Here is a 14,568-nt window from a genome sequence, read left to right on the forward strand (position 1 = left end):
ATGAGCGCCTCCGACCAGGAAACCCCGGCAGCAGAGACCGAGTCAGAGACCGAGTCAGGGACCGGGGCGGAGCCTGGTCCCGGGACCGATCCGGAGACCGGCCCCGAGGAGGAGCGGGCCGAGCCCGACGGCCTCACCCCGAAGCAGGCGCGGCGGCTCCGCGTCGCCATCGCCTCCGCCCTCCTCGTCGCGCTCGCCGTCGTCCTGGCGATCCGCCTCGCGAGCCGTACGTCCGTCCTCGTCGTCGGCGTGTACGGCCTCGCGATGATCCTCTGCGGGGTCGTGATCGAGCTCTCCCGCAACGGCCGTACGCGCCTGGCCACCTGGCTCCTGGCGGGCGGCCTGGCGGCGGCCCTGGCCTTCGACTGGCTGATCCTGCCGTAGGGGGCGTCCGGCGCGTCCTCAGAGGTCGAGGACGAGCCGCTTCCCCGCGCACCGCGACACGCAGATCAGCATCGAGTCCTCCCGCTCGGCCTCCGTGAGCAGCTCGTCCCGGTGGTCGATCTCCCCGCCCAGGACCCGCTGTTGGCAGGTCCCGCAGAAACCCTGTTCACAGGAGTACGTGATCCCGGGCAGCTCGGCGCGCACCGCCGCCAGGACCGTCTGGTCGGCGGCCACCTTCACCGTACGGCCGGAGCGGCGGAGTTCGACCTCGAAGGGGGAGCCGCCGGTCGCCGGGGCGGCGGTGAAGCGCTCCAGGTACGGCGTCCGGCCGTCCGGCAGCGCCGCGCCCACGGCCTCCATGAGCCCGTCGGGCCCGCAGCAGTACACGGCGGTCTCGGCCGGCACGTGCGCGAGGAAGCCCAGGTCGGGGAAGCCGGCCTCGTCCTCGGCGACGACCGTGACGCGCCCGCCGTCGCCGCCGAGCCGCTCGGCCTCGTCGGCGTACGGCATGGTGGCCCGGCTCCGCCCGCAGTAGACGAGCCGCCACTCCGCCCCGGCGGCCTCGGCGGCGCGCACCATCGGCAGGACCGGGGTGATGCCGATGCCTCCGGCGACGAAGACGTAGGCGGGGGAGTCGACGAGCGCGAAGCGGTTGCGGGGGCCCCGGACCTCGATCTCGACGCCCTCGTGGAGCGCCTCGTGGACCTCGCGCGAGCCGCCGTCCCCGTCCTCGATGAGACGGGTCGCGATCGTGTACGTACCGGAGTCGGCGGGGTCGCCGCAGAGGGAGTACTGCCGGACGAGGCCGGAGGGCAGGACGAGGTCGACGTGGGCGCCGGGCCGCCAGGCGGGCAGGTCCGCGCCGCCCGTGCCTTCCAGGCGGAGTTCGACGACCCCCTCGGCGGGCGTGGCGCGGCCGGCGACGCGGACCTTGCGGGGGACGGTGCGGCCCCGCCCGTACCCGGAGACGGGCACGTCGAGCGCGGGCAGCGGCCACAGGGGGGCCGAGGACATCCGGTTCCGGACGGCGCGGCGGACGAGGAGCGCGGCTCCGGCCCCGACTCCGGCGAGGACGGTGGCGGTGGTCAACCGGGGCATCAGCGGCCTCCGTTGGCGCCGGGGGAGGAGGTCAGGTAGGCCACGGCCTGCTCGGTGTCCCCCTCCTGGGAGGGGTGGTAGGAGCGGCTCAGGTAGCGGGGGATCGAGCGCAGCATGTCGGGGGTGGAGGGCAGCACGCCCTGGCGTCCCTTGCGGACGAACTGGCCGACGGACGCCTTGGCCTGGGGGTGCGTCGGGTCGTTCTCCATGAAGAAGCGGACGCCCCGCTGCCAGAGGAAGACCATCGCGGAGAAGGCGGTCGCCCAGGTGCGGGCACGGCGCCGGTAGCCGCCGTCGAGGTGCTGGAAGAGCTCGAAGGCGACGGCCCGGTGCTCGACCTCCTCGGCGCCGTGCCAGCGGAGCAGGTCGAGCATGACGGGGTCGGCGCCGCGCCGGTCGAGCTCGTCGGCGTTGAGGACCCAGTTGCCGAGGAAGGCCGTGTAGTGCTCGATGGCGGCGATGAGCGCGACCCGCTCCATCAGCCACCAGCGGCGCGGGCGGCCGGGCGGGAGGGTGCGGTCGCCGAGGAGCTTCTCGAAGAACCAGTCGACCTGGGCGGTGTACGGGGTGGGGTCGAGGCCCAGCTTCCTCAGGTGGGGGAGGACGTCGTCGTGGGCCTGGGAGTGGACGGCCTCCTGGCCGATGAAGCCGATGACGTCCTCGCGCAGCCGGTCGTCGGTGATGTACGGCAGCGCCTGCTTGTAGACGTGCACGAACCAGCGCTCACCGGCCGGGAGCAGCAGGTGCAGCACGTTGATCGTGTGGGTGGTGAAGGGGTCGCCGGGAACCCAGTGGAGGGGCGTCTTCTCCCAGTCGAAGGAGACCTTGCGGGCCACCAGCGCGGGCTGCGTATTAGACATGACGTCAATGTACTGAGCGGTAGGGGTGAGCGACAGAGCCCGAACACCCCTTCTTCCCCGACCTCTCCGCCCTCCCCGCCCCGTCAGCGCAGGGCCGCGACCGGCATCCCGTCCTCCGCCGTGCCGCGCAGATCCGCCCGCGCGCCCGCCGTCGCCCGCACGGCGAGGAGCGACCCGTCGGCCCGCCCCCGCACACCCCCGGTCGCCTCCACGGAGGCCAGGTCGTCGCTCCCGGCCGCCAGGACGTACCAGCTCCCGCCCGGCGCCCGCCACAGGACGCCCGCGAGGACCCGGGGGTCGCGGACCCCGCACGAGGCGGAGTTCTCGGCGTGGGCGGCGACGGCGGCCGGGACCTTCGGATCGGGGACGAGGAACTGGGCGAGGGCCCGGCCGCCGGTGCCCCGCCAGGTCTCGGCGCGGGAACACACCCACGCCCCCTGGCCCGCGCGCTCCGGCAGCGGCTGCCGGGCGAACCGCCAGGCGTTCACGGACCGCACGCCGTGGCCCCGCGCGGCGGAGAGCCCGCAGGCCGTACGGGCCCACGCCTGCCGCGCGTCCGGGCCCGTCGCGTCCACCGGCCGGTCCGGGGCGCCCCAGAGCAGCCGGGCGGGCGCGAGCTCACCGAGGTCGCTCAGCAGCCGGGTGCCGGAACCGTCCCGCACCTGGAGGGTGTTCCAGCGGGCGCACTCCTTCGCCTGGGCGGCGGGACTCGGCATCGGCTCCGTCACCCCCTGGGCGTCCCGGGCGAGCGGCCAGGCCTCCTTGGCGGGCGAGAGGAGATCCCGCACCCCGACCTCCCGCGCCCAAGGAGCCGTGAGATAGCGGACGTTGCCGGAGGCCCGGGACACGACCAGGGCGAGGGAGCCGACCTCGTCGGCCGCGTCGGTACGGGCGAAGTCCAGGGCGGCGCCGTCCGTGCCCTCCACGGGCTCGGCGTACCGCACCGCCCGCAGCCCGTCGTGGAAGAGGACGACCCGGGCCCCGTCCACCAGTCCCGCGAAGAGCAGCTGCGGCGACCCCATGGGCGGCCCGACGGGCGTCCCCGGCGTCGCGGACGAGGTCACGGAGAGCCCCGGCCGCGCCCACACGGCCAACGCCCGCCGCAGCAGCGCGCGATCCGCCACGAGCGGGCCCCGGGCGGGCCACACGGAGAAGTCCCGCCGCGTCGCCGCGGTCCACGCCCCGGCCGGCACCCGCCGGACGGCGGCCGGATCGAGCGCGGCCTCGGCGGCGGGGTTACGGGCGTAACTCGGCGCGGCGGCCCCGTTCCGCCCCCACCCGTCCCCCGGCAGCCCGAGCAGCGCGCCACAGGCGGCGAGCGCGACGACCCCGACGGCGGCGGCCCGCAGATGCTGCCGGCGCCGGAGCAGATCGGTGGGCCGGGCCTGAAGGGAACAGGGATCGAACTCGGCCGATTCGAGCAGAGCGGCACCGCTCAGCCGCGCGGGCCGGGGGCGGCCGGCGGGCATGGAGGAGCCGCCGCCGGGGCGTCCCGCCGTCCCACCCGGACCGTACCCCGAGGCCCCGCCCGGCCCGTGCCCCGGCGTCCCGCCCGGACCGTAGCCCAAGGCCCCGCCCGGCCCGTGCCCCGGCGTCCCGCCCGGGCCGTGTCCTGGTGTTCCGCTCGGGCCGTGCCCCGAGGCCCCGCCCGGCCCACCGCCGTCCTGGGCACCCCGGGTGCCCGCGGTGCCCGGGGCCGCACCTTCGGCGGCGGACCGTCCGGGCCCGCCCGTGCTCCCGGACCGTCCGGGCTCGCCCGTGCTCCCGGACTGGCCGGACCCGGCCGTGCCCCCGGACCCGCCGGGCCCGGCCGTGCCCCCGGCGGTGACGGAGCTGCCGGAGCCGGAGGCGGGGTGCCCACGACCGAGGTCGCCCTCCGCGGCACCTGCGCCGACACCCGCGTCCCCGCCTTCGGTGGCGGCGGCGGTGGCGTCCCGGCCGGGGCCGCCGCCCCAGGCGTCGGCGAGACGGCCGAGTCGGCCGAGGCCCCCGGACTTGCCCGGGCCTCCGCCCCGCCCGGGCCCCGCCTGCTCCCCGACCCGCGCGGACTGCCCGTCGCGACCGGGGGCGCCGGGGGCGCCAGGGGCGCCGGAGGGGCCGGGGGCCCCACGGCCCCCGCCGGTCCCGCGGGCCGAGCCGGGCCCGCCGACCCCGTCGTGGCCACCGGGCCCGCCGGCGCCACGGGCCCCCTCGTGCCCACGGCCCCCGCCGGGGCCCCAGGTTGTGCCGACGGGGCCTCCGGGCCCGCCCCGCCGGTCGGCCTCGCCACCGCCGCCCCGCTCCGCACCGTCCGCCCCGTCCAGCGCGTCGAGCGCGTCCGCCTCCGCCAGGGCCGCCGCCGGGTCCGTGACGCCCGCCGCCGCCAGGACGCGGAGGACCTCCGCGTCGCCCTGGCGTTCCAGGCCGCGGAGCACGTACGCGGCCCGGCCGGGGCCCGAGAGGGCGGACAGGCGCTGGTCCAGGGCGAGTTCGTCGGCCCCGCCGACGCGGGGGAAGACCCGCAGCCCCCACACCTGCGGCAGCAGCGGCGGGAACTGGGCGCGGCGCGGCAGGGCCCGGCGGCGCAGCGGGAGGCCGGCGACGATCGCCTGTCGCAGCACCTCGCCCCGTACGTACGCGTATCCGGGATCGACCGCGTCCTCCGTGCGCCGCGGTGCCGGAACCGAAGGCCCCGGCACCCGCCGCCGCGGCAGTGAGCGCTGGACGAGCGCGTGCGCGGTCAGGACCCGGCGGTTGCGGCCGAGCGAGGGCGGCAGCACCAGATAGGCGATGCGGACGAGCCGCGGATAGCGCTCGACGAGCGCGGCCTCGGCCTGCTCGACGTCGACGGGACCAACGGGCGAGGGGACGAGATCCTGGGTGCTCACGTTCAGCAGAACGAGCGATTCATCCGATGGTCACCCCGGAGGGACCCCGGCGGGGCTCACGCGGGGTACGTCGTCAGACGCTCGCGCAGCAGGTCCGTGACTTCGTCGGGCACGCCGAGCCCGTCCCGTACGTACTTCTCCATCGACCCGTGGCGGACGTCGACCTCGTCGAGCGCCGCGTCCAGGTACTCCGGCAGGACGCCGATCAGCTGGAGCGCGAGGTCGGGGTCGCCGCCCTGGGCGGTGAAGCCCTCGATCATCGGCGCGAACGCCTGCCGCACCGCAGGGTTGACCGCCAGGTACTCGCTCCGCACGGTCTCCGCGTCCGCGCCGAGCAGCGTGAGCACGACCGTCGCCGCCCACCCGGTCCGGTCCTTGCCCGCCGAGCAGTGGAAGAGCAGGGGGCCGGCACCGGGCGTGCCGAGCTCGGTGAGGAGGGAACGGTACGCGGCGCGGGCGGCGTCGCCGGAGACGAAGGTCCGGTAGGTGCGGGCGAAGGCGGTGCGGACCCGGCCGCCGCCGAGGTGCTCCTCGGCGAGCGCCGGGTCGGAGAGCAGGACCTTGAGACGGGCGGCGGGCGGCAGCCCGCTGGAGGCCAGGTGGTCGGCGAGCACGTCCGCGACGAGCGACCGCGCGCCGACAGGCAGCCGGTCGGGCCGTTCGCCGCGCTCGGTGTCGGTCCTGAGGTCGACGACGGTACGGATGCCGAGACCGGCGATCACCGGCTCGGCGGGGTCGAGCCGGTCGAGCTGCGCGGAACGGAGAACGACCCCGGACCGGACCGCCCGCCCACCGCCGAGCGGCAGCCCGCCGAGATCCCGGAGGTTGGCGACGGAGGTGGCGGGAATGGCGGGCATGACGTCGACTCCTCCGATGCGGCTGCTGCTACGGCCACTGCTGCTGTCGACCGTAATGGACCACCCCGATTACGCCAGCCGATCCACCGCCCCGGCGGATCCACCGCCTCCGGCCGGAACCCGCCCCGGCCGGGGTCCTGGCCAGAGCCCGGCCAGAGCCCGGCCAGGACCCGGGCCAGCCCGGCCTGACGGCCGGCCGGGGCCGGCACTCGGTCCGGGGCCGCCCTCGCGCGGACCGCACTGCCGCCGGGCTTCCCGGGCTTCCTGCCACTCCCCGGGGAGCCCCGGGCTTCCCCGGGCCCCCGGGCCCCCGGGCTTCCCCGGGCCCCCGGGCTTCCCCGGGCCCCCGGGCTTCCCCGGGCCCCTGGCCGCCCCGGGCCCCGGGGCGGCCAGGGCCGGGGAGGCCCGGCCCCCGGCCGGGGCCGTCCCCGCCCGGGCCGCATCGGCCCCAGACCCCGACCCCCAGCCGGGGCCGTCCCCGGGTCAGGCCGTGTCGTGCGTTGCCAGGAACTCCTTCTCCCGTTCCGGCGGGAGTCCCTTGGCCGGGCGGTCGGCCCGTGAGGGGGCGGTGCCGGCGAGGGATTCCAGCCAGGTCCAGGTGTCCGCGACCGTTTCCGTCACCGGGCGGCAGCGCAGCCCCGTCGCGACGGCCCGGGAGACGTCGGCGGTGTGCAGGGCGTCGTACATCTCGCCCGGCGGGAGCCACACGGGCAGCTCGGTCCAGGGTTCGATCCCGGCGGCGAGGACCGCCTCCGGGTCGGCCCACCGCAGGCGGGCGTCCGAGCCGGTCGTCCGGACGCAGGCGTCGAGCAGCTCGCCCATCGTGGTGTGGCCGGGCGGCGAGACGAGGTTGTACGGTCCCGAGAGCCCGGCCGCGACCGCGTCGAGCGTCCAGGCGGCGAGGTCGCGGACGTCGACGTACTGGAGGGGGAGCGCCCGCGGCCCGGGGGCCAGGACGTCGCCGCCCCGGGCGATGCGGCCCAGCCACCAGGGGAGCCGGCCGACGTTCTCGTACGGGCCGAGGATCAGCCCGGCGCGGACGTGCAGCGTCCGGTCCTCCCCGAACGCGGCCGTCGCCGCGAGCTCGCCGCCGCGCTTGGCCTCGGCGTACGGCACGTCGCCGGCGTCCGGCGAACCCTCCACGAGCGGCCCGTCCTCGCCGAGCCCGGCGGCGGGCGGCCAGGTGTAGACGGAGCGGCTGGATATGTACGCGTACCGCCCGACCCGGTCGGCGAGCAGCCGGGCCGCGTCTCGGACGGCCGAGGGCGCCCCCGACCAGGTGTCGACGACGGCGTCCCAGGTGCCGTCGGCGAGCGCGTCGAGCCCGCCGACGCGATCGGCGGCGCGATCGCCGACGAGGGTGCGCGCCCCCGCGGGGGCGGGGCGACGCCCGCGGTGGAAGACGGTCACCTCCCACCCGCGCCCCAACGCGGCCTCGACGACCGCCCGTCCCACGAACTCCGTACCACCGAGCATCAGCAGTTTCATGATCGAAGCGTGCCCGCCGGGAGACGGGCAGGGCCAGGCATTCCGCTGCCGGAGGATTCCGCTGCCGGAGGATTCCGCCGGGGGAGGAACGGGCGGGGAGCGCGTCAAGGAGGAGGCGGTCTGTTCCCCCGTTCGGGGGGATGGCACCATGGCGGGCGATGACGGATGCCCGGTCGCCCCTGCGCGCCCTGCGAGCCGCACTCTTCGCGGTGGTGTGCGTGGCATTGGCAGCCGTGGGGCATTCGTCCATGTCTGCGCACCAGCTTCCCGCCCCCGTTCTCCTCGGCGCCTTCGCCGGGACCGCCGCCCTCGCCTGGGCGGCGGCCGGCCGCCGCCGGGGCGCGGCGACCGTCGCGGGCACCATGGCCGGCCTCCAGGGCGGGCTGCACCTGCTCTTCTCGGTGACGGGCGCGCACACCATGGCCCCGGCCACGGCCGTGCCTCACCGGCACCCGACCACCGGCATGCCGGCCGGACACGCGGCCGTCATGGACCCCGCACCGACGGGTGCCATGGACGGGATGGCATCCATGGACGCCATGGATGGGATCGCATCCATGGACTCCATGACCTCCATGGCGTCCATGGCATCCACGAGCTCCGGCGTCGGCATGCTCGCCGTCCACCTCCTCGCCGCCCTCCTCTGCGGCCTCTGGCTCGCCCACGGCGAGGCCGCGTTCCTCACGCTGGCCGAGGCCGCCCTCGCGTACGCCTTCACCCCGCTGCGCCTGCTCCTCGCCTCCGTCCGCGTTCCCGACGCCCCGCGCGGCCCGGTCCGCCGGGCGAACGGCGGAGCCCACCGGCCGGCCACCGTCGTCCTCGCCCACACCGTCTCCCGCCGTGGCCCGCCCCGCCCCGCCGCACTTCTCGCCACGGCCCTCGGAGCACAGGTCTGACACCGGGGGTCTCCTCCCGTTGTCCTCTGAACACTCCAAGGACGGTCCCTCATGGCCATCGACGATCCCGCACGCCCGGAAACGGCACCCGAATCGGCACCCGAACCGGCACCCGAACCGGCACCCGAGGCGGCACCCGAGGCGGCAAGAGAAACGGCACGCCCCGCCCGCCCCGGCACCTGGAGCGCCCTGCGCCCCCTCGTTCTCCGCCTGCACTTCTACGCCGGCGTCCTCGTCGCCCCCTTCCTCCTCGTCGCCGCCGTCAGCGGCCTGCTCTACGCGCTCTCCTTCCAGGCGGAGAAGGTCGTGTACGCGCACGAGCTCGAAGTCCCGGTCGGCGACACGACCCTGCCGCTGTCCCAGCAGGTGAACATCGCCCGCAAGGTCAACCCGAACGGCACCGTCACCGCCGTCTGGCCCGGTGCCGAGCCGGGCGCGACCACCCGTGTCCTGATGGACGACCCGGACGTCCCCGAGGGCACCTCGCTCGCCGTCTTCGTGGACCCGTACACCGGAGACGTACGCGGGCAGCTGCCCAGCTTCGGCGGCTCCGGCGCCCTCCCGCTGCGCACCTGGATCGACGGCCTCCACGCCGACCTGCACCTCGGTGAGCTCGGCCGCAACTACAGCGAGCTGGCCGCGAGCTGGCTGTGGGTGATCGCCCTCGGCGGCGTGGCGCTCTGGGTCGGCCGCCGGCGGAAGAACAAGCGCGCGCTCGTCATACCCGAGGGCGGCCCGGCCTCCCGCCGCCGCACCCTCTCCTGGCACGGCTCGGTCGGTCTCTGGGCGGTCACCGGACTCGTCCTGCTCTCCGCGACGGGCCTGACCTGGTCGCGGTACGCGGGCGAGAACATCGGCGTCGTCCAGGACGGCCTCGGCGGCGCGACCCCGAAGCTCTCCGCGACGCTCGACCCGTCGGCGGGCTCCGGCTCCTCCGGCCACGAGGGTCACGGCGGGGGCCACACCGGCACCACGACCACGCCCCAGGGCCCGGACATCGGCATCGACAAGGCGCTCGAAGCGGCCCGCGCGGCGGGCATCGACAGCCCGAAGGTCTCCCTCGTCCTGCCCGCCGAGGGGAAGGGGTACGTGGTCAAGGAGACGGACACGCAGTTCCCGGTCCAGCTGGACTCGGTGGCCCTGAACCCGGCCGACGGCGCGGTCGTCGACCGGCTCGCCTTCGCCGACTACCCGCTCCTCGCGAAGCTGACCCGGATCGGCATCGACGCCCACACCGGCGTCTTCCTCGGCCTGTTCAACCAGCTCGCCCTCGCGGCCCTGGCCCTGTCCCTGATCCTGCTGATCCTCTGGGGCTACCGGATGTGGTGGCTGCGCCGCCCGGGCCGCCCGGTGGCGCGCGGCGCCTGGCGGAAGGTGCCGGTGACGGCGCTGCTGCCGCTCGTGGCCGTGACGGCGCTCGTCGGCTGGTTCGTCCCGCTGCTCGGTCTGAGCCTGCTGCTGTTCCTGGCGGTGGACCTCACCCTCGCGCTGGTCGCGAAGGTGAGGGCCCGTAACACCGGGACAACTGTCTGATCAGGGCGTGTACTTGTAGCCGACCCGCCGCACGGTCTGGATCGTGTGGCGGTGCTCGGCGCCCAGCTTGCGGCGCAGCCGGGCCACGTGGACGTCGACCGTACGGCCGTCGCCGACGTGTCCGTACCCCCACACCGTGGTGACCAACTGGTCGCGGGTGTGCACCCGGTGAGGGTGCGCCACCAGGTGGGCGAGGAGCTCGAACTCCAGGTACGTGAGGTCGAGCGCCTCGCCGTCCACGACGGCGATCCGCCGGACCGCGTCGATCGCGACCGGCCCCTCCTGCTGCTCCTGCCCGTCACCCGTCTGCTCGACGGTCGGGGCGGGGGCGGCGGCGGCCGTCGGGGCGGCGGCGTCGGCCGGTACGAGGACGAGGTACCCGATCATCGGCGGGCGCCCCGGCAGCGTCGGCAGCGTGTGCGGCGGTGCGGGGAGCAGGGTCGCGCCGGGCGGCAGGAACTCGGCCACCTGGGAGAGGTCGACGACCTCGTTCGGATGGACGGAACGGAGTCGGTGCCGGCCGGGACGGCCGAGACCGGAGGAGGCGGAGACGGCGGAGGCGGCGGGAATGGCGGTGGCGGTGTAGGCCATGGCGGAAGTCAGCTCTTTCGCGCGGAGGAGGAAGACGGAGAGTTCTCCTGCGCGTCGGCCGAAGGCCGGAGGATCGGACCTGCCGATCGGGGCTTTAGAGGGCCGACGCGTTCATCGCGCGACAACACACCCGGTCGAAGTCGTGGTGCTGACGGGAAGGCCAGAACGGCTCGAGGTCGTGGCGACCCGTCGCAGTCTCGTTCCTCTTGGTGATGGCCATATCCCTATTCAATCAGAAGGGAATGCGTCCGACGACCCCTTCGTCGGCCAAACCCCGTGACGTACATCCCACATGACGGAAACAAACGAGGAGAGGCGCCCACCGTACGGAACGGTGGGCGCCTCTCCCGAAGCGGCTGCGGATCAGACCTGGCCGGCCTCGGCGAGCGCCTCGCAGCAGGTGTCCACGATGAGGCGGGTCACCACGTACGGGTCGACGTTCGCGTTCGGGCGACGGTCCTCGATGTAGCCCTTCTGGTCCTGCTCGACCTGCCACGGGATGCGGACCGAGGCGCCGCGGTCCGAGACGCCGTAGGAGTACTGGTCCCACGGGGCGGTCTCGTGCAGACCGGTCAGGCGGTCGTCGATGCCGGCGCCGTAGTTCTTGACGTGGTCGAGCGGCTTCGAGCCCTTGCCGAGCGACTCGCACGCGGTGATGATCGCGTCGTAGCCCTCACGCATGGCCTTGGTGGAGAAGTTGGTGTGCGCGCCGGCACCGTTCCAGTCGCCCTTGACCGGCTTCGGGTCGAGGGTCGCGGAGACGTTGAAGTCCTCGGCGGTGCGGTAGAGCAGCCAGCGGGCGATCCACAGCTGGTCGGAGACCTCCAGCGGGGACAGCGGGCCGACCTGGAACTCCCACTGGCCGGGCATGACCTCGGCGTTGATGCCGGAGATGCCGAGACCGGCCTTGAGGCAGTTCTCCAGGTGCGCCTCGACGATCGGACGGCCGTGGATCTCGTCCACGCCGACGCCGCAGTAGTAACCGCCCTGGGGGGCCGGGAAGCCGTTGACCGGGAAGCCGAGCGGGCGGGTGCCCTCGAAGAAGGTGTACTCCTGCTCGATGCCGAAGATCGACTCCTGGGAGGCGTACTTCGCGGCGACCTCGGCCAGCGCGGCGCGGGTGTTGGACTCGTGCGGCGTCATGTCCGTGTTGAGGACCTCGCACAGCACCAGGATGTCGTCGCCGCCGCGGATCGGGTCGGGGCAGACGAAGACCGGCTTGAGGACGCGGTCCGAGGCGTGGCCCTTGGCCTGGTTCGTGCTGGAACCGTCGAAGCCCCAGATCGGGAGCTCGTCGAGGCCGAGCGGGCCACCCGTGATGATCTTCGTCTTGGAGCGAAGCTTCGCGGTCGGCTCGGTGCCGTCGATCCAGATGTACTCAGCCTTGAAGGTCACGGGTCTCATCCTTTTGCGTGCTGTGGCGTGCTGCTGCGGTGGTGGTCCGCTGCGGCTCGCGGCACTGCGAGAAGCTGCGGTCTCGGCGCTGACTGCGCTGTTTCGTTCGACCGCAGCTTGGCAACACGGGATTTCCCATCGGTTGCCCGTTTGTGAACCCCGTGTTACTCGGCCATCCGTGTCGACCCGGGACGCCTGTGCGAAGCGGGGCCCGGCGGGGGTGCCGCGTCGTATACGAGGACGGATTGTCGGAGCCACCAGGCAGACTGAGGACCATGGCGACGAACCCCAAGCCCCGCATCGGACTCCTCGGCACCGGCCCCTGGGCCGCCCGGACGCACGCGCCCGCGCTCGCGGGCCACGAGGGCGTCGAGTTCAGCGGGGTCTGGGGCAGACGGCCGGAGGCGGCGGCGGAGCTCGCGGGCACGTTCGGCACGAAGGCGTACGAGGACGTGGACGCCCTCTTCGCGGCGAGCGACGCGGTCGCGTTCGCGCTGCCGCCGGACGTCCAGGCGCCCCTGGCGGTCCGGGCGGCGCAGGCGGGCTGCCACGTCCTCCTGGACAAGCCGGTGGCGACGACCGTGGAGGGCGCCCGGTCGGTGGCGGACGCGGTCGAGGCGGCCGGGGTCGCCTCGGTGGTCTTCTGCACGCTCCGCTTCGCCCCGCCGACGGCGCGGTGGATCGAGGAGCAGCGCGCGAAGACCGGCTGGTTCCTGGGCGAGGCCCACTGGCTCGGCTCGCTCTACGGCCCCGGCTCCGCCAGCCCGTACGCGGACTCGCCCTGGCGCCGCGAGAAGGGTGGCCTCTGGGACGTGGGCCCGCACGTCCTCTCGGTGTACCTGCCGGTCCTCGGCGACGTCACGGACATCACGGCGGCCGGCGGCCCGGGGGACACCACCCACCTGATCCTCCGCCACACCTCGGGCGCGACCAGCACCGCCACCCTCACCCTCAGCGCCCCACCGGAGGCGGCGGAAGCGGCCCTCACCCTGTACGGCACGGAGGGCAAGGCCGAACTGCCCCGCTGGGAGGGCGCGGCGGCCGCCTACGGAGCGGCGGTGGACGCCCTGATCGGCGCGGCGGCCACGGGAGCCGCTCACCCCTGCGACGCCCGCTTCGGCCTCCGCCTCACCGAGATCCTGACGGAGGCGGAACGCCTGGTGTGATCTCAGCCCCCCCACGCTCCCTACGGCGACAAGGCCTCGCTCAAGGCACCGCACAGAGCGTCGAGCGCCGGCTCGTACAGGCGGTCGGGCGGGGTCGCGTAGCCGACGACCAGGCCGTCCGGGTGGGCCGGGGGGCTCGCGGCGGGGTGGCGGTACGAGGCCAGGCCCTCGACGGCCAGTCCGTGGCGGGCCGCCGCCGCGAGGGCCGCCGCCTCGGTGCCGGCGGGGAGCTCCAGGACGGCGTGCAGGCCGGCGGCGATGCCCGTGACCCGTACCTCCGGGACGTGCTCCGCGAGGACCGCCGTCAGCCGGTCGCGGCGGACGCGGTACCGCTGCCGCATCCGCCGGACGTGCCGGTCGTACGCGCCGGAGTCCAGGAACTCCGCGAGCGTCAGCTGCTCCGTCGCCGGGGTGTGCGGCTCGCGGAGGCCCTTCGCCGCGACCACCGGGTCCACCAGGGCGGCCGGCAGGCACATCCAGCCGAGGCGCAGGGCGGGGGAGAGGGCCTTGCTGACGGAGCCGAGGAAGGCCGTCCGCTCGGGGTCGAGCCCCTGCACCGCGCCCACCGGACGCCGGTCGTAGCGGAACTCGCCGTCGTAGTCGTCCTCCACCACCAGACCACCCGACCCGCGCGCCCACTCCAGGACGCCCGCCCGCCGCTCGGGATGCAGCGGCCCGCCGGTCGGGAACTGGTGGGCGGGGGTGAGGAGCACGGCCGCCGCGCCCTCCGGGATCTCCGCGACCCGCGCCCCGTCCCCGTCGACGGCCACCGGCACCGTGCCGACGCCCGCCTCGCCGAACAGGCCCCGGTGGAAGGGGAGACCGTACGCCTCGACGGCCCACGGCGCCGCCGGGCCGAGGACGCGCGAGAGCAGCCGCAGCGCGTGCGCGGCGCCCGAGCAGACCACGATCCGCTCCGGCGTCGTCCGGACGCCCCGGACCCGCGCGAGGTACGCGGCGAGCGCCTGCCGCAGTTCGATCCGCCCCTGCGGGTCCCCGATCCCGAAGGCCTCGTGCGGCGCCGCCGTCAGGGCGCGCCGGGAGGCCGCGAGCCAGGCCGCGCGCGGGAAGGCGCTCGGGTCCGGCTTGCCCTGGACGAGGTCGTACGGGGGCGGGGCGGGCGCCGCCGGCCGCGCCGGCCCCGGCGCGGGGGCCGCGACCCTGTCGGCCACCCGCGTCCCCGAGCCCTGCCGGGACGTCAGCCAGCCCTCGGCGACCAGCTCGGCGTACGCGTCGGCGACGGTGTTCCGGGCGATCCCGAGGTCGGCGGCGAGCGACCGGTACGGCGGCAGGGGCGTCCCGGGGGCCAGCCGTCCGCCGCGCACGGCCTCGCGCAGCGCCCGGATCAGCGCGGCGCGGCGGCTGCCGCCCGCGCCGAGCTCCAGATGCAGATCGGCCCCGAGGCCGCCGAGCCCGCCGACGTCGTCCGTCAC

The 14,568-nt window shown here is 75.6% G+C and carries 12 protein-coding genes; 4 read left to right on the top strand and 8 right to left on the bottom strand.

Annotated features, from left to right (window positions below; all coding sequences use genetic code 11):
* The gene (locus ACFC0Z_RS21980) at positions 1 to 384 is read left to right on the top strand and encodes a hypothetical protein (protein ID WP_376440471.1); all 384 of its coding nucleotides are present in this window, start codon (positions 1 to 3) and stop codon (positions 382 to 384) included.
* 18 nt (positions 385 to 402) lie between these two features.
* Here the strand turns inward: ACFC0Z_RS21980 and ACFC0Z_RS21985 are convergent, their stop codons facing one another.
* From ACFC0Z_RS21985 to ACFC0Z_RS22005, 5 genes are all read right to left on the bottom strand, one after another.
* Positions 403 to 1,482, bottom strand: coding sequence for a PDR/VanB family oxidoreductase (locus ACFC0Z_RS21985; protein WP_376440474.1), 1,080 nt, complete (start codon positions 1,480 to 1,482; stop codon positions 403 to 405).
* Positions 1,482 to 2,342, bottom strand: coding sequence for a metal-dependent hydrolase (locus ACFC0Z_RS21990; protein ID WP_376440476.1), 861 nt, complete (start codon positions 2,340 to 2,342; stop codon positions 1,482 to 1,484). Before ACFC0Z_RS21990 ends, ACFC0Z_RS21985 begins: the two co-directional genes overlap by 1 nt.
* An 83-nt stretch (positions 2,343 to 2,425) precedes the next feature.
* Complete coding sequence (locus tag ACFC0Z_RS21995) at positions 2,426 to 5,209, bottom strand: hypothetical protein (protein ID WP_376440478.1); 2,784 nt, start codon at positions 5,207 to 5,209, stop codon at positions 2,426 to 2,428.
* Positions 5,210 to 5,265: 56 nt separating this feature from the next.
* Entirely contained in the window at positions 5,266 to 6,066 is an 801-nt protein-coding gene (locus ACFC0Z_RS22000; protein WP_376440481.1) for a tyrosine-protein phosphatase, read from the bottom strand.
* Positions 6,067 to 6,549: 483 nt separating this feature from the next.
* Entirely contained in the window at positions 6,550 to 7,554 is a 1,005-nt protein-coding gene (locus ACFC0Z_RS22005) for an NAD-dependent epimerase/dehydratase family protein (RefSeq protein WP_376440484.1), read from the bottom strand.
* Between the two features lie 248 nt (positions 7,555 to 7,802).
* On the opposite strand from ACFC0Z_RS22005, the gene ACFC0Z_RS22010 reads away from it, so the two are divergent.
* Positions 7,803 to 8,450 carry a hypothetical protein gene (locus tag ACFC0Z_RS22010; RefSeq protein ID WP_376440487.1) on the top strand — a complete coding sequence of 216 codons (648 nt, stop codon included), beginning with the start codon at positions 7,803 to 7,805 and terminating at the stop codon, positions 8,448 to 8,450.
* A 51-nt stretch (positions 8,451 to 8,501) separates the two neighbouring features.
* A complete protein-coding gene (locus ACFC0Z_RS22015) occupies positions 8,502 to 9,983 on the top strand; it encodes a PepSY-associated TM helix domain-containing protein (protein ID WP_376440490.1) in 1,482 nt (493 codons plus the stop codon).
* Here ACFC0Z_RS22015 and ACFC0Z_RS22020 read toward each other — a convergent pair whose 3' ends face one another.
* On the bottom strand, positions 9,984 to 10,574 hold the full coding sequence (locus ACFC0Z_RS22020; protein WP_376440493.1) for a winged helix-turn-helix domain-containing protein: 591 nt from the start codon (positions 10,572 to 10,574) through the stop codon (positions 9,984 to 9,986).
* A 363-nt stretch (positions 10,575 to 10,937) separates the two neighbouring features.
* The gene (gene glnII / locus ACFC0Z_RS22025; protein WP_376440495.1) at positions 10,938 to 11,969 is read right to left on the bottom strand and encodes a glutamine synthetase; all 1,032 of its coding nucleotides are present in this window, start codon (positions 11,967 to 11,969) and stop codon (positions 10,938 to 10,940) included.
* A 275-nt stretch (positions 11,970 to 12,244) separates the two neighbouring features.
* Here glnII and ACFC0Z_RS22030 point away from each other — a divergent pair, with 275 nt between their 5' ends.
* Positions 12,245 to 13,135, top strand: coding sequence for a Gfo/Idh/MocA family protein (locus ACFC0Z_RS22030; protein WP_376440497.1), 891 nt, complete (start codon positions 12,245 to 12,247; stop codon positions 13,133 to 13,135).
* A gap of 20 nt (positions 13,136 to 13,155) precedes the next feature.
* On the opposite strand, the gene ACFC0Z_RS22035 is transcribed toward ACFC0Z_RS22030, so the two are convergent.
* Entirely contained in the window at positions 13,156 to 14,568 is a 1,413-nt protein-coding gene (locus ACFC0Z_RS22035; protein WP_376440500.1) for a PLP-dependent aminotransferase family protein, read from the bottom strand.

The sequence above is a fragment of the Streptomyces sp. NPDC056144 genome (assembly GCF_042264145.1).
GTDB lineage: Bacteria > Actinomycetota > Actinomycetes > Streptomycetales > Streptomycetaceae > Streptomyces.

Bases quoted from the DNA above. Each gene is read 5' to 3' on its own strand.
- ACFC0Z_RS22010 (WP_376440487.1), top strand. From the start codon at position 7,803: ATGTCTGCGCACCAGCTTCCCGCCCCCGTTCTCCTCGGCGCCTTCGCC.
- ACFC0Z_RS21990 (WP_376440476.1), bottom strand. From the start codon at position 2,342: ATGTCTAATACGCAGCCCGCGCTGGTGGCCCGCAAGGTCTCCTTCGAC.
- ACFC0Z_RS22015 (WP_376440490.1), top strand. From the start codon at position 8,502: ATGGCCATCGACGATCCCGCACGCCCGGAAACGGCACCCGAATCGGCA.
- ACFC0Z_RS21985 (WP_376440474.1), bottom strand. From the start codon at position 1,482: ATGCCCCGGTTGACCACCGCCACCGTCCTCGCCGGAGTCGGGGCCGGA.
- ACFC0Z_RS22000 (WP_376440481.1), bottom strand. From the start codon at position 6,066: ATGCCCGCCATTCCCGCCACCTCCGTCGCCAACCTCCGGGATCTCGGC.
- ACFC0Z_RS21980 (WP_376440471.1), top strand. From the start codon at position 1: ATGAGCGCCTCCGACCAGGAAACCCCGGCAGCAGAGACCGAGTCAGAG.
- ACFC0Z_RS22020 (WP_376440493.1), bottom strand. From the start codon at position 10,574: ATGGCCTACACCGCCACCGCCATTCCCGCCGCCTCCGCCGTCTCCGCC.
- ACFC0Z_RS22030 (WP_376440497.1), top strand. From the start codon at position 12,245: ATGGCGACGAACCCCAAGCCCCGCATCGGACTCCTCGGCACCGGCCCC.
- ACFC0Z_RS22005 (WP_376440484.1), bottom strand. From the start codon at position 7,554: ATGAAACTGCTGATGCTCGGTGGTACGGAGTTCGTGGGACGGGCGGTC.